10 protein-coding genes and 1 pseudogene are annotated in these 14,237 nt (G+C 70.8%); 10 read left to right on the top strand and 1 reads right to left on the bottom strand.

Going from position 1 to position 14,237, the window contains the following annotated elements:
* Positions 1 to 1,560: 1,560 nt before the first annotated feature.
* The 9 genes from ACWD3D_RS22270 to ACWD3D_RS22230 all read left to right on the top strand — a co-directional run bounded on the left by ACWD3D_RS22270 (position 1,561) and on the right by ACWD3D_RS22230 (position 11,668).
* Complete coding sequence (locus ACWD3D_RS22270) at positions 1,561 to 2,790, top strand: trypsin-like serine protease (protein ID WP_451462579.1); 1,230 nt, start codon at positions 1,561 to 1,563, stop codon at positions 2,788 to 2,790.
* A 329-nt stretch (positions 2,791 to 3,119) separates the two neighbouring features.
* Positions 3,120 to 4,010, top strand: a complete 891-nt coding sequence (locus ACWD3D_RS22265; protein ID WP_451462578.1) for an alkaline phosphatase family protein — start codon at positions 3,120 to 3,122, stop codon at positions 4,008 to 4,010.
* Position 4,011: 1 nt separating this feature from the next.
* Positions 4,012 to 5,334 (top strand): MFS transporter, encoded by a 1,323-nt coding sequence (locus ACWD3D_RS22260; protein ID WP_451462577.1) that lies wholly within the window; start codon positions 4,012 to 4,014, stop codon positions 5,332 to 5,334.
* Positions 5,331 to 6,350, top strand: a complete 1,020-nt coding sequence (locus ACWD3D_RS22255; protein WP_451462576.1) for a TolB family protein — start codon at positions 5,331 to 5,333, stop codon at positions 6,348 to 6,350. The genes ACWD3D_RS22260 and ACWD3D_RS22255 overlap by 4 nt, the downstream gene beginning before the upstream one ends.
* 288 nt (positions 6,351 to 6,638) lie before the next feature.
* Positions 6,639 to 8,180 (top strand): type I-E CRISPR-associated protein Cse1/CasA, encoded by a 1,542-nt coding sequence (locus ACWD3D_RS22250; protein WP_451462575.1) that lies wholly within the window; start codon positions 6,639 to 6,641, stop codon positions 8,178 to 8,180.
* Complete coding sequence (gene casB, locus ACWD3D_RS22245; protein ID WP_451462574.1) at positions 8,177 to 8,749, top strand: type I-E CRISPR-associated protein Cse2/CasB; 573 nt, start codon at positions 8,177 to 8,179, stop codon at positions 8,747 to 8,749. Before ACWD3D_RS22250 ends, casB begins: the two co-directional genes overlap by 4 nt.
* Positions 8,746 to 10,104, top strand: coding sequence for a type I-E CRISPR-associated protein Cas7/Cse4/CasC (locus ACWD3D_RS22240; RefSeq protein WP_451462573.1), 1,359 nt, complete (start codon positions 8,746 to 8,748; stop codon positions 10,102 to 10,104). Before casB ends, ACWD3D_RS22240 begins: the two co-directional genes overlap by 4 nt.
* On the top strand, positions 10,101 to 10,949 hold the full coding sequence (cas5e, locus tag ACWD3D_RS22235) for a type I-E CRISPR-associated protein Cas5/CasD (protein WP_451462572.1): 849 nt from the start codon (positions 10,101 to 10,103) through the stop codon (positions 10,947 to 10,949). Before ACWD3D_RS22240 ends, cas5e begins: the two co-directional genes overlap by 4 nt.
* Entirely contained in the window at positions 10,946 to 11,668 is a 723-nt protein-coding gene (locus tag ACWD3D_RS22230) for a type I-E CRISPR-associated protein Cas6/Cse3/CasE (RefSeq protein ID WP_451462571.1), read from the top strand. The genes cas5e and ACWD3D_RS22230 overlap by 4 nt, the downstream gene beginning before the upstream one ends.
* A gap of 236 nt (positions 11,669 to 11,904) precedes the next feature.
* Here ACWD3D_RS22230 and ACWD3D_RS22225 read toward each other — a convergent pair whose 3' ends face one another.
* Positions 11,905 to 12,096: a hypothetical protein gene (locus tag ACWD3D_RS22225; RefSeq protein ID WP_451462570.1), complete on the bottom strand. Its 192-nt coding sequence runs from the start codon at positions 12,094 to 12,096 to the stop codon at positions 11,905 to 11,907.
* A 201-nt stretch (positions 12,097 to 12,297) separates the two neighbouring features.
* Here ACWD3D_RS22225 and ACWD3D_RS22220 point away from each other — a divergent pair.
* Positions 12,298 to 14,237: pseudogene (locus ACWD3D_RS22220) on the top strand (hypothetical protein); the annotation flags it as partial.

Raw genomic sequence — 14,237 nt, 5'->3', positions numbered from 1 at the left:
GTCGGCCCGGTCGGCGGCCTCCGCCCGCGTGGCGGTCAGCGTCCCCAGCAACGCGCCGCCCGCCACGGCCCCTGCGCCCCGGGTGAGGAGCGCGCGTCTGCCGGCGTTCGCGGTGCGGTCGGTCATCCCACTCTCCTGACATCGTTGTCAACCACCGTGGCCACCACCGGTACCGAGACACCGGGGAGTTGAAGGCCCAGGATGGCACGGAGATCACCGATGGTCGATGGGCAGGAAGAGACCGCTGCGATCATCGCGGCGGACCGTCACCCGCCGGAGAGCCCCGCACCGCGAGCGGCGCCGACGGCTGGGCGCGCCCTGACGGCTTCCCGGGGTTCGCGACGCAGCGACTTCACGGCCTGACGGCTTCGCGGCCTGACGGCTTCGCGGCCTGACGGCTTCGCGGCTTCACGGCTTCACGGCTTGGCGACGGACCGTCGCACCGGAGGCCCGGGAGCCGGCGATTCGGAAAGGAGCGGCACTCGGAATCCGCGGCAAGGAATTCCCGGACGAGCGAGGGCGGAGCGCTTCACCGACTTCCACCCGACTCCACTCCGCGCGCACCCCCAGAAAGACGCGGCCTCCACCATGTCGCCCCCAGTCGCCCCCTCTTAGTTTCCTGCACCACGGACAGCCGGGCGCGCCCAGATATTGCGCACCGGATCATGAAACATCCATTTCCCGGAACCGTCCATCACGCAAAACGGGGCAGATGACGGAACGTCGGGTACATCACCATGTGACGAGCATCACGCCAGAGGGAGTCGGGCGCTCCGAACAGCTCACCGATACGCACCGTCTCCACCGCCCCGCCCGCCGGGGTGCACCGCCACGACCGCTCACCCAGTGGCCAAAAGGCGCTTCACGCGTCGATGGACCCGCATCGACGACCGGATGGGCGAAGCCGTGCGGGCGACCGGCCCACTCGCCCCACAAGACCCCGGATTCCGTTACCGGCGCCAGAGAAATGGCGCAGGATCCATTTTCACCGCAACCAGGCACTGCGGTCATATGTGACGCGCAGCCAACCCGGCCGCACGCCGGAGGGATGAATAAGGGCATCACGGTTCCACCCGAGCCCCGTTCCCGGAGCGATTCACGAAAGCGACCACCACTACCCGGTGGACAAACGCTCTCCGGTTGAGATTCCATGACGTCGCCAAAGAATCTCCGAGAAGGGCGGCAGCACCATCGGCCCGGACGACGGAACACCCGACTCCGAATTCATCGCCTTATTGAACAATGGTGAACCGGAGATGAATTAAAGGAGTCCTGTGGATTCATCTCGGTCGAAATCGAGCGTGCGGACCGTCATGGGTTCAGGGTGCGGCCGGGGCTGAGGCGAAGGTACGGAGGACTCGGGCGCCGGGCCGCCGCCGACCACCGGGGCCCACGTGGCCGCCAGTGGGGCGGTGGCCGGCAGGACGTCCGGCGGGGACGCGTTGTCGGACATGACGGATCGGAATGCGTCGCCGGACACGGCGGATCGTGTCGCCTCCCTCGCAGCCGGCTCGTGGCCGTAGCACTGTTCCACTCCCCTTCAATTGATCGAGGAACTGAATGAAGAGAGCAAGGAAGTACGCCGCATGGGCCGCCGGGGCGCTGGTCGGGGTCGGCACGCTCGGGGCCCCTCAGGCCCAGGCCGTGGTGGGCGACGCCACCGCGGGCCAGCGGCCTTACCTGGTGAAGATAGAGGTGGGCGACGCCGAGAACGGCGGGCACGCCTGCTCGGGCGCCCTGATCGAGAAGCGTTGGATCGTCACGGCCGCCAGCTGCTTCACCGACGACCCCTCCCAGTACGCCTCCCTCGCCGTCGGCGCGCCGACGGTGCCGGCCAGGGCGGTCGTGGGGGGCGCGGACCTGGGTACGACGACGGGTGAGGTCCGCGACATCGTTGAACTGGTCCCGCGGACCGACCGCGACCTGGTCCTCGCAAGGCTGGCCTCGTCCGTCTCGGACGTCACTCCGGTGGCGATCGGCAACCAGGCTCCCGCAGTGAGCGAGGAGTTGTCGGTCTCCGGATACGGCAGGACCGCCGACGAGTGGGTGCCGGGCAGGCCGCACAGCGGCGCGTTCACGGTCACCGCTTCCAGCGGCCCGGACCTGGACATCGACGCGGTGGACGGCGCGGCGGTCTGCCTGGGCGACGCGGGTGGCCCCGCGGTGCGCACCGGTGCGGACGGCGACACCCTCGTCGCGATCAACAGCCGCTCTTGGCAAGGCGGTTGCCTGGGCTCCGAAGCGACCCGCCACGCCGCCATCGAGACCCGTCTCGACGACGTGACGGACTGGATCGCCGCCAGGGTGGCCCGCTGGTCGCTCAAGTCCCGTGTGAACAGCAAGTACGTGTCCACCGAGCTCAACTACACCGGCAGCAACGAGGGCATGCTGCGGGCGCGCAACGACACCAGGGGCGGCTGGGAGGAGTTCACCCTCCACACCCGTGACGCCGGCACCTCTGTGGAGCTCCGCTCCGAGGCCAACGGCCTGTTCGTGGGCACCGAGATCAACTACACCGGTGACGCCGAGGGGATGCTGCGCGCCCGTTCGGCCTCCCCGGCAGGATGGGAGCAGTTCACGCTGGTCCCGCAGGGTGGCCAGGACTACGCCCTGAAGTCGACGGCGAGCGGCAAGTACGTCTCCGTGGAGAACAACTACACCGGGGACAACCAGGGCATGGTGCGCGCCCGCTCCGAATCCGTCGCCACCTGGGAGCGCTTCACGCTGGAGCACATGGACAACCTCCGGATCGCGGGAGCGGATCAGACGCCCCCGACCCCGCAGCCGTGAAACGGCCGGTGATCCGCGGGCCGTTCTCCGTGGAGCCACCGGTCCACGAGGCCCTGTCCGACGGCACGCCACCTGGTCGGGACCGTCGCCCGACGACGGTGACGCGGGCGACGGGGCCATGACGGGGATGCCCGGTCCGTTCTGTGCGGACCGGGCATCCCGCGCCCGGACGGCCACCGCACCGGACGCGCCCCCAGCCCACCGGAACGCACAGTTCACCCGCTCTTCATGACCCCAGCGATGCGAGGTGCACCAGACGACCCTTGGCGTGAGCATGCTCGACCCTGCATCGCCCCTGTCACTCCCGACTCCCCAACCGGAGGCCACCCGTGCCCGGCAGATCCGTGTTCCGACGCAGTCGCGCCGCCCTCGCTTGTGCTTTCACCCTCACCGCCGTCGCCGCCGTCGGCCTGTGGACCGGCATCGGTGGCTCGTCGTCCGCGCAGGCCGCGGCCAGCGTGCCCACCCCCGACCACGTGATCGTCGTGGTCTTCGAGAACCACGGCTACAGCCAGGTCATCGGCTCGTCGAGCGCCCCGTACATCAACTCGCTGAAGACCGGCGGCGCCAACCTCACCGCCTCCTACGCCGAGACGCACCCCAGCCAGCCCAACTACTTCGCCCTGTTCTCCGGAGCCACCCAGGGCATCACGGACGACAGCTGCTACACCCCCGGCTTCTCCAGCAAGGCCAACCTCGCGTCCGAGCTGATCGCCGCGGGCAAGAGCTGGGCCAGCTACAACGAGACGCTGCCCAGCCAGGGTTCGACCATGTGCAGCAGCGGCGACTACGCCCGCAAGCACAACCCGTGGTTCGGGTTCAGCAACGTCCCGACCTCGTCCGCGTACACGTTCGCGCAGTTCCCCACCGACTACACGAAGCTGCCGCAGGTCTCCTTCGTCGTCCCGAACCTGTGCAGTGACATGCACGACTGCTCGGTGTCGAGCGGTGACACCTGGCTGAAGAACAACCTCGGCGCCTACGCGACCTGGGCCAAGACCCACAACAGCCTTCTCGTCGTCACCTTCGACGAGGACAACCGGCTCAGCGGCAACCGCATCCCGACGGTCCTCTACGGGCAGCAGGTGACCGCGGGCGCCACCTCCGCCACCACCTACAACCACTACGACCTCCTGCGCACGCTGGAGGACATGCACGGCCTCGGGCACGCGGGGAACGCCGCGACCGCCAAGGACATCACCGGAGTCTGGACCTCCTGACATGTATGTAGCGGACAGCCGCGCCACTCGTGCGGGGTCCGCCGAACGCGCCGCCGGGCCGGGCACTCAGCCGGCCAGGCGGCGCGTGGCGGTCGCCCCCACCGTGCTGGCGCTCGGCACGGTCAGTCTGATCACCGACGTGTCCTCCGAGATGGTGACCGCGGTCCTGCCGCTCTACCTGGTGGCGGGTCTCGGCCTGAGCCCCCTCGGCTTCGGTCTGCTCGACGGTGTCTACAACGGGTTCTCCGCCCTGGTCCGTCTGGTCGGCGGTCACTTCGCCGACCGCGGAGGCGGGCGCCACAAGCTCGTCGCCGTCTTCGGCTACGGCCTCTCGGCGCTCTGCAAGCCCCTTCTCCTCATGGCCCACACCCTCACGCCCATCGGTCTCGTCCTGGCGGCCGACCGCACCGGCAAGGGGCTGCGCACCGCACCGCGCGACGCGATGATCTCCCTTTCGTCGCCGCCTGAGACCCGTGGCCGCGCCTTCGGTGTCCACCGCGCGATGGACACCGCGGGCGCCCTGCTCGGTCCGTTCGCCGCGTTCCTGATCCTGCGCGCCACGGTCGACGGCTACGACGCGGTGTTCACCGTGAGCTTCTGCGTCGCGGCGGTGGGCGTGCTGGTGCTGGTGCTGTTCGTACCCGCGAAGAACGCCGCCCCGCTCGCCTCCTCCAAGACCGGCGCCCCGCGTGTCACGGATGATCCGGCCGGGCACCCCGGCACCGCCCCCCGGCCCACCCTGCGCGCGGCGTTCGCGCTGCTCCGGCACCGCGCGGTCCGGCGGATCGCCGTCTGCGCGCTGCTGCTGGGTCTCGCGACCGTGAGCGACTCGTTCGTCTACCTGCTGCTCCAGCACCGTCTCGGGGTGCCCGACCGCTGGTTCGCCCTGATGCCGGTCGGGACCGCAGCCGCCTTCCTGCTGCTCGCCCTGCCCCTGGGCCGGCTCGCGGACCGGGTCGGTCCCTGGCGGGTGTTCCTCGCCGGGCACGTCGCGCTGCTCGGCGCGTACGGCCTGCTGCTCTCCTCGTGGCACGGGACGGCGCTCCCGTACCTGGTGCTCGTCCTGCACGGCGCCTTCTACGCGGCCACGGACGGGGTCCTGATGGCGGCTGCTTCTCAGAGCGTGCCCGAGGAGCTGCGCTCCTCAGGCCTCGCCCTGATCCAGACCGGGCAGGCCTTCGCCCGGTTCATCTGCTCGCTGGCCTTCGGCGCGGCCTGGACCGCGTGGGGCGACCGCACGGCCCTGCTCGCGGCGGCTGCCGCACTCGCCGTGTGCGCCGCGTTCGCACTCCGTACCGGCCCGACCGTGAAGGTTCCCGCATGACGCGCCCGCGCTCCCGGCTCCTCGTCCTCCTCTGCGCGGTCACCGTGCTCGCGGTCGTCGCCACCGCCTCCGTGCTGCACGCCTCGGCCAGGTCCGACCGCCTGGACGTGGCGAAGCCCGGCGGGCCGGTCGTCGCCGCAGGCCGGATCACGCTCACGGACCAGCACCGGATGATCTTCCGCAACATGGCATGGGGCCCTCACCGCGACGAGCTGACGACCGTCCCGGTCACGGCGCCCACCGGAGCCCGCACCGCCTCGGGAGTCAAGTGCCTGCGTTTCTACGCGGCTTCAGGCACCGGAGTCTGCCTCCAAGCGGTGCACGGGGCGCTCCAGGACACCTACCGGGCCACGATCCTCGACCGGCGGCTGAAGGAGACCGCGCACTACGCGATCCCGGGCATCCCCTCGCGCGCCCGCGTCTCCCCCAGCGGCCGGCTGGTCGCCTGGACGGTCTTCGTGGGCGGCGACAGCTACGCGGGCACGAACTTCTCCACCCGCGCCGCCATCCTCGACACCCGCACCGGAAAACTCATCCCGAGCCTGGAGGACTTCACGATACGCAAGGACGGCCGCCCCTACCGGGCCGCGGACGTCAACTTCTGGGGCGTCACCTTCGCCCCGGACGACCGGCACTTCTACGCGACCCTCGCCACGAAGGGCTTGACGTACCTGGTCAGGGGCGACCTGGAGGACCGTACGCTCACCACCCTCCGGACCGACGTGGAGTGCCCCTCGCTCTCCCCGGACGGCACCCGCATCGCCTACAAGAGCCGCGACATGGGCCTGCCCGCGGACGCCCCCTGGCGCCTGCACGTCCTGGACCTGAGCACGCTCGCCGACCACCCGCTCGCCGAGACCCGCAGCGTGGACGACCAGGCGGTCTGGAAGGACGACACCACCGTGACGTACGCGCTGCCGGGCGACTTCGGCGCCGACCTCTACGAAGTCCCGGCCGACGGGTCGGGCCGCCCGCACCCGGTGACGAACGCGGCGGTGTCCCCGGCGTATCTGTGACCGCCGGGCCACGGCGGCGGCCGGCGCATGACCGCTCGCCCCCGGCCGTCACCGTCACACGCTCCGGCTACGGCCGCCGCGAACATCCTCAACGACGTCCGGATACAACCCCTTTGGCCATCCGGCGAATCGCCTGTTTTGCGCACCGCGGGCTGCTAGCGTCTTGTCCGGTAAAAACGGGCAACCGTGAGGAGCAAGAGCGAATGACAGAGCATGCCTGGATCAAGTGCGGCGCTTGAGCGGAGCGTTCGGCCCCGGTGGGATCCCCGGGACTCCCCCTGCATCCCGGTGCGGACCCTCGATGATCGGCTCGTCGACCTGAGTCTGGTGGAGTTGTTCCACCAGGCCGACGACGTACGGAATCTGGAAGGCGGCACGCCGGGAGAGAAGGTCGCGGTCGTCGAGTTCCTACTGGCCATCTGCTACGCCTCGGGCACGTATCCGGAGTCGGCCGCGCAGTGGCCCGCCTGGGTGGACCGTCGGGACGTGCTGCGGCCCGCCGCGAAGTGGCTCGCCGAGCGCCCGGAGGACGAGGTCTGGGACCTGTTCCACCCTGTGGAACCTCTGGGGCAGAACGCACTGCTCGCACCGTTCCTCGACGAACACGGCGCGGGGCCGGCACAACTGGTGATCGAGCAGGTCGGGGACTACAACCAGTTTTTCGACCATCACCACCTGGAGCACGCCAGCCCGCTCCCCGTCGCCGAGGCCTTCCGGGCCATGCTCACTCAGCACGTGTACGCTCCGGCCGGACGCGCCAGGATCTCCGGCAAGGAGACACTCGGCGCCACCATCACCAACCTCGCGGCCACCCGCCTGGGCACCCGTATCCGGGTGATAGCACTCGGAGTCAGCCTCGGTGAGACGCTGCGCCTCAACCTGGCCCCGGTCTCAGGGTCACCCGGGACGCTGAACCGCACATGGACCGCAGGCAAGGAGCGCCGCGGGTTCAGGACCAAGCCGACCGGCCGCCCGGTCACCGGTCCGGCCGACCTGCACAGCTCCCTGGGCCGGTCGATCCTGCTCCGTCCGACTCGTACCGGGGAGCACGTGGACCGGGTGCTGCTCGGCGCCGGCGAGCTGCTCGCGCTGACGTCCGAGCATCTCCAGGACGCCGTGTACACCAAGAAGGCGGACGGCACCGTCAAGCCGCTGTGGGCTTCGGCGACGCGGGCGGTCTGGCGGGAGGCCCACGCGCTCTACGCGGCCGTGGCCGAAGCCCGCACCCGGTCGGGTGTCAACGACGGGGGCACCCTGTACCGGCGACTCGCCCTCTTCCCGGCTGCGGACATGGCTCCCGAGCCCGGCCAGCAGCCCGCGCGGCGCATCGAGCTGTGGGCGGTCGGGTTCGTGGCCAGGCAGACCACGGGCATCGCATGGGTCGACAGCACTTTCCCCTTCGCCCCTGGCCTGGAGGCCAGGTTGTACCTGGCCTCCTACCGCGGTTCGGCCGTCGCGGAGTTCGTGGCGTCCGCGCTGCTCAAGGCCGCGTACGCGGCCTGGACCGTGGCATATCCGAACCCCAAGCCGACGGACAAGAACGACCAGATCGCACGCTTCGACGTACGTCGCGAGCACTGGCAGGCGACGGGGGAACCGTTCGATCTGCTGATGGAGGAGACCACCCTGGGCGAGGACGTCCATGCCTCACTTCACGAGTACGCGGTCTCTGTCGCCACGGCAGCCCGCAGATTCCTCGCCGAACATCTCGCCGGGCTTCCCAGGAATTCGCAGGGGACGAAGACCCGGGCAGCCGCTCTGAGGCGTTTCGACGCCGAGCTGACCATGCCGACGGCCCCGGCCGAACTCCGAGGGGAGACCACCTCATGACCACCGGCACAGGCCCTGCCACCAGCGAGGGCGGCGCGGCGCTCACGGCCTGGCTCGCCAGCCTCGTGCACAACCACGACTACGCGAGTCTCGCCGAGCTCCGGCGCCCCCGCGGCCACCGGGAGCCCCACTTCCGCGCCCTCTGGTACAGCCCGACCGAGGCCGAGCGTGAGGTCTACGGTCAGGTCGCCTTTCTCTTCGCGGTCTATCACCAGGGACGGTCGAAGCCCAAGTTCGGGTACGGCAGCCTCGGCGAGGCCGCCCGCCGTATCGGCGGCGGAACGGCACGCGGGCCGGACGACCCGGGCGCGGCTCGTCTGGTCGACCGCATCGTGTCCAGCCGTCGCGTCCCGTGGCGGCATCTGCAGCACGCCGTCGCCCGGCTGCGCGCCTGCGACAAGGAGCCGCCGTCCTGGGCCCGGCTCGTCGACGACCTGAACCGGTGGCACGACCGGAGTGCCCGCGTTCCGTACGAGTGGGGTGTGGCCTTCCACATGCCTCCCACCAGGGCCGTCGCCCGGCCCGCCCCCTCCTCCGCCGCCACCCTCCAGAAGGACCCCACCACGTGACCAGTGACGCCTCGTCCGCCGGCAGCCAGTTCCTCTCCCTGCACCTTCTCGAAACCCTGGTGGCGGTGCTCCCCGTGCGGGACGAGAACGGGGCGCCCAAGTCGATCGTCTACGGAGGCACCGAACGGCACCTGATCACGAGTCAAGCGCGGCGCAGGGCCGAGCGCGTCCACGCCCGGAACCGGGCCAACGCGGGCCTCGGCGCCCTGGCCGGGCGCAGCACCGGTGTCCGAACCCGCGAATGGGCGCTGATCACCGCACGCGCCCTCACTTCCACGCACGGCTGGGAGGCGGACGAAGCCGTCCGCACCGCACGCGCCGTCATCGAGGCCACCGGTCTGAAGTTCGGGGACCCCGCCAAGAAGACCGTCGCCAACCTGACCAAGGTGCTGCTGTTCGCCCCGGCGGACGCGGGCTCGCGCATGGCCGCCCACATCCACGAGCAGGCCGTGACGCTCCGGCCCTGGACCGAGGGGTACGTGACGGCGCAAAGCGCGGCAGCCGCGGCCAAGGGGAAGAAGGGCGCACGCAGGGGCGCCGGGCAGGAGGAGCCGGACACGGGCGAAGCCGCCGGCACCGCCGCACCCGACGCCAAGCTCCCCACAGTGCCCGCCGAGACCCGCGCGGCGGTCCTGACCGCGCTCGCCCCGCGCGACGCCATCGACATCGCCCTGTACGGACGCTTCCTCGCCGAGATCGCGGACTCCCCCAACGTCGACGGCGCCGTGCAGAGCAGCCACGCGTTCACCGTGCACGAGGCGGAGCAGGTGGACGACTTCTACGCTGCGGCCGACGACGCGAAGCTCGACCGCAAGAGCAACGCGCTCGACTTCCTCGACGCGGCGGACGACGCCGGCGCCGGGATGACCGGCTACCAGTCGCTGATCACCGGTACCTTCTACCGGCACGCGGTCCTCGACCGCGTGAAGCTGCGCAGGAATCTCCAGGCGGCCGGGATGGCCGCCGAGGAGGCCGAGGAGGCATCCGTCGCCGCCGAGGCCGAATTCGTCACGGCCTTCGTCGACGCCTTCCCCGAGGCGAAGAGGAACTCGACCGCCTCCACCGGGTCACTGCCCGCGCTGGTCCTCGCCTTCGAGGGTGAGCGTCCGTACAACTACGCGGCTGCCTTCCAGGCCCCCATCGACGAGAACCCGCTGGACAAGGACGGCGAGGGTCCCGCCGGTCCGGCGGCGGTCCGGCGGCTGTTGAAGCACCACGCGTTCGTCAGCCGGCGGCGGCCCGACATCAGGGCGGGACGCGTCCTCACCTACGACCCTCGGATCGACGAACTCCTCGGCACGCTGGAGGACACCGGCGCCGTGACGGTCGCCTCCACCGAGGAGCTGACGGCGTGACCACGCACGTCCTGCTCGTGCGGCTCGCCGCGCCGTTGCAGTCCTGGGGAGTGGCGTCCCGGTTCTCCCACCGCGACACTCACGTCCGCCCCACCAAGTCGGCGGTCGTCGGCCTGTGCGCGGCAGCCCTCGGCCGGAAGCGGACCGACGCCGTCGACGACCTCGCCGCGCTCGTCTTCGGTGTCCGGGCCGACCACCCGGGCACCCCGGTGCGTGACTATCACACCGTCGGCGCCGGCCGCTTCCCGTTGCGTCCCCGGGACGTCATCACGGACCACCGGCGGGCCGCGGCCGTCGCCGCGAGCATGGCGGCGGCCGACGGGCCGCACTTCGGACACCACGAACTGGCCGGCTGGTACGGGGCGCCCAAGAAGATCACCTCCGATACGGTCTCCGGGAACCTGGTCTCGGCCGAGCTCTCGCGCATGGCGATGATCACCGAACGCTGGTACCTGTCGGACGCGGCGTTCGTCGTCGGGCTCCAGCACCAGGACCCGGCCCTGCTGGAAGAGGTCGCGTACGCACTGGAACACCCGAAGCGGCTGCTGTGGCTCGGCCGGAAGTCCTGCCCGCCCTCCGGCACCCTGGCCGCGGAGATCCTTCCCGGCACCATCGCCGACGCGTTCGCCGCCAAGCTCCTGCTCCCAGGCCCGTACGGACCCGACACCTCGGGCCGACGTCCCCTGGCGTGGATCCAGGCGCCCTCCGGCACACCCGGTGCGTCGCGGGTGAACGACCAGCCGGTCAGTTTCGATCCGGCCCGCCGGACTCACGTCACGCGCTGGGAGACCCGCACACGCATCACCATCGCACCGAACGCAACCGAATGGGACATCATCCCGTGAACAGCGCACGGGCCTCTACAGCCCGATTCGTCGCCACCCACTCCGTACTCTCGCTGAACGCCCGCCACCCGCTGGTCGCCAAGTCCCTCGTCGACGCCCAGGAGATGCACCGCACCGTCATGAGCGGGTTCCGCGGCTGGGTCAAGGACGGCGACCTCCAGCCACGTGCCCAGATGGGCATCCTGTCGACGTGGTCGGTCGACTTGAAGGCGGCGGCCCTCATCCTGGTCGTGCAGTCCAGAATTCCGGGCGACTGGGCCCGTATACCGCGTGAGGCTCTCACCGCGGCCCCGCACCTCATCACCGTCGACCGCACGTTCAGAACGGGCGAAGTCGTCGGCTTCCGCACGGTCGTCAACCCGACCCGCAGCAGGCCGTCCGGTAAACCCGTCTCGGATAGGGCCCGTGGCGCCAGGACCGCTCACACCACGCCGGAGCACGTGAAGGGATGGTTCTCCCGTCGCCTCCAGGCGGACGGGGAGCCGGCGAACGCGGAGGACGGCGTGACCCGTATCGGCGCCACGGCCGCCCCCTCCGCCCTGGCCATCCGCATGCTGCCGACCGTGTCGAGCGCCCACCGCGACAAGCCGCTGCGGATCGGCCGCGCGGAGATCCGTGGCTCCCTCACGGTCACCGACCCGGAAACCCTCGTGGGAGCCCTGTCGAACGGTCTCGGCCACGCCCGCGCCTACAGCTGCGGACTGATCCTGACCCGCTGACGGATGGGGGCGGCCCGGATCGCATCAGGCCTCCACAAGACGGTGCTCCACTGCACGCCCCGCCCGTCACGACAGCCAGATGTCGTCGCGGGCGGGCCGGGCAGGTGGAAGACATCCCCGCGCACGCGGGGGCAACGGAGGATCTGCTCCTAACGGGAGCCATCCCCGCACACACGGGAACCGACAGGGGCCGAGGGTAGGCCCTGAGGACACACCGGGGCCAGGCCCTGGACATATCACCGCTTCCCGCGACGCCTCATCAGGATCATCAGCGTCGTCCGGGCGTCACGCCGGCGCTGCGGGTCGCGGAAGAGGACGGAGAACCCCGCGACCGTCACCACTGCCCCGGTGTAGGCGAGGCCGGTGGCGGCGGAAAGGACGGCGGCCTCCTGGAGCACGGGCTCCAGGACATGCGGCAGTACGGACATGTGGGTCCCCCTCGGGGTTGTCGCCCGGTGGTCTTCTCCGTCGGGCGCGGTCCCACAGGTATCCGCCACCGGGGCGGTGTCCGGCGATGTCGACAGAGGTAAAACAGCGGCATACGCGCAGGTCAGGAGGGAATGAAAATGTGTCCGGAGAAGTCTTCCGCAGTAAACGGACGAACCGGTCGCGAATCGCTGCCGACGTTCATGAGCGAACTGAAGGCGTTGTACGAGGCGGCGGGCGGCAGGAAGTTGGGGTACGGGTATCTGCTGAACCTCGCCGAACAGCACGGCTACGAGGTGCCCAAGTCGACTCTCGGTGACTGGTTCAGCAAGACACCTCCGCGGAAGCCACAGCACGTCAAGTACGTTCTGTACGTCCTGATTCCGTATCTGGAGGAGCGCGCGGAGCGTCGCTCGCCCGGCCACGTCCCGACGCCCGCGGGCATCTGGAGCCAGCAGCTGAGCACGGCGCAGAACGCCGGAAGGAGCAGGCAGGGGAGCCACGGCTCCCGCGTGACCGCGACGTCCCGAGCACGCCTGCTCGGAGGGCACACCCCGGCTCTCCTGGACGTCCTCCCCCAGGAGTTGGTGGAACGGGACGAGGAAGTGGCCGATCTGACGGCCTTCGTCAAGGCTCCGGACGGCGCCCCCGCCTACTCGTGGTGGCAGGCCGGTCCCTGGGCGGGGAAAACGGCTCTGATGGCCTGGTTCACCGTCCGTGCGCCCGCCGGGGTCGATGTCGCTCACTACGTCATCGCCGGCCGCCTGGGCACCGATCGCCGTGACGGCTTCGTACGGGCGGTCTCGCTGCAACTGGCGGCTGCGGCGGAGAACAAGCGCCGTCCTCCGCTGAACGACCGGAATCCGGATCTCAACCCGCTGTACGAAGCGGCGGCCCACCGGTGCCGGGAGCGCGGTCGACGGCTGGTGCTGATCGTCGACGGGCTCGACGAGGACGCGGACGCCGGACTTGCCGATCCGGGCATTGCCGGACTGCTACCGAAGGTTCCCCCGTGCGGCATGCGTGTCATCGTCGCCGGGCGCCCCCACCCGCGTGTGCCGGTGAAGTTGGCGCCCGACCATCCGCTGCGGGACCCTGCCGTCGTCCGGCGGTTGGACGACTCGCCGGCGGCACGGATCATCCGGGACACCGCCCTCACCGAACTGGACACCCTGCTGAACGACCCCGGCATCGGCCGACGCCTGCTGGGCCTGCTCGTCTCGGCACGCGGCGCTCTCACCAGCGCTGATCTGGGCGAGCTGCTGGGCCTCCCGCCCCGCGACGTGGAAGAACGACTGCGCACCGTGGTCAGCCGCTCGCTGGCGCCCACCCGCGCGGATCTGCTCCCTCTGGACGTACGGTCCGAGGCGGAGGCGGGCGCCGGCCGGCAGACCTTCGTGCCGGCCCACGAGGAACTGCGCAGAATCGCGTGCGAGCAGCTGGGAAAGCCCTTCCTGGCCGCGCGGACCCAAGAACTGCACGACTGGGCGAGCAGGTACCGGGCCGGCCACTGGCCCGATGACACACCGAACTACCTTCTCAGCGGCTACACCCGCCTCCTGCGCGAGAGCGGGGACACCGAGCGGCTCACCGCCCTGGTCCTCGACCCCGAGCGGCAGTCGCTCCTCGCCCGGCACTCCGCCGCCGACGTCGCGCTCGGCCACCTCGACCTGATCGATCCGACCGCGACGGCCACCTCACCGCCACCGGACCTGGCCATGTCGGCTGCGGCCGGTGTCTCCCGGGAGATGCTGTCCTCCCACGTACGCCCGCTGCCCGACGCGGTGGCGCGGACGATCGCCCGGCTCGGCGACGCACGGCGCGCCCGCACCCTGGCGAGCACGTCGGGGTGCGCCGTCGACAGAGCCCTGAGCCTGGTCGGTGTGGCTCGTGTGCTTCGGGCCATGGGCCACGAGGAGGCCGCTGAGACCGCCCGGGAGTCGGCAAGGTGGGCCCGTGCGGCGCTGTGGGAAGCAGACCACCTCGGGTACGCCGTCGAGGAGGCGGAGGAAGCGGCGGCACAGGCGGCCCTCGCCCTCTTGGAGACCGCGCCGCCCCCGGGCGGCCACCGCCTGCTCCGTGTCCTGCGGGGTGCGCAGCAGGTGCTGGGTGGCGTCCGCGACGGAGGCGGTCGGGCGGGCGG

It is taken from the genome of Streptomyces sp. NPDC002690 (genome assembly GCF_053592415.1).
Note: the sequence above shows the minus strand (reverse complement) of the source record. Positions and strands in the feature narration are given on the sequence as shown.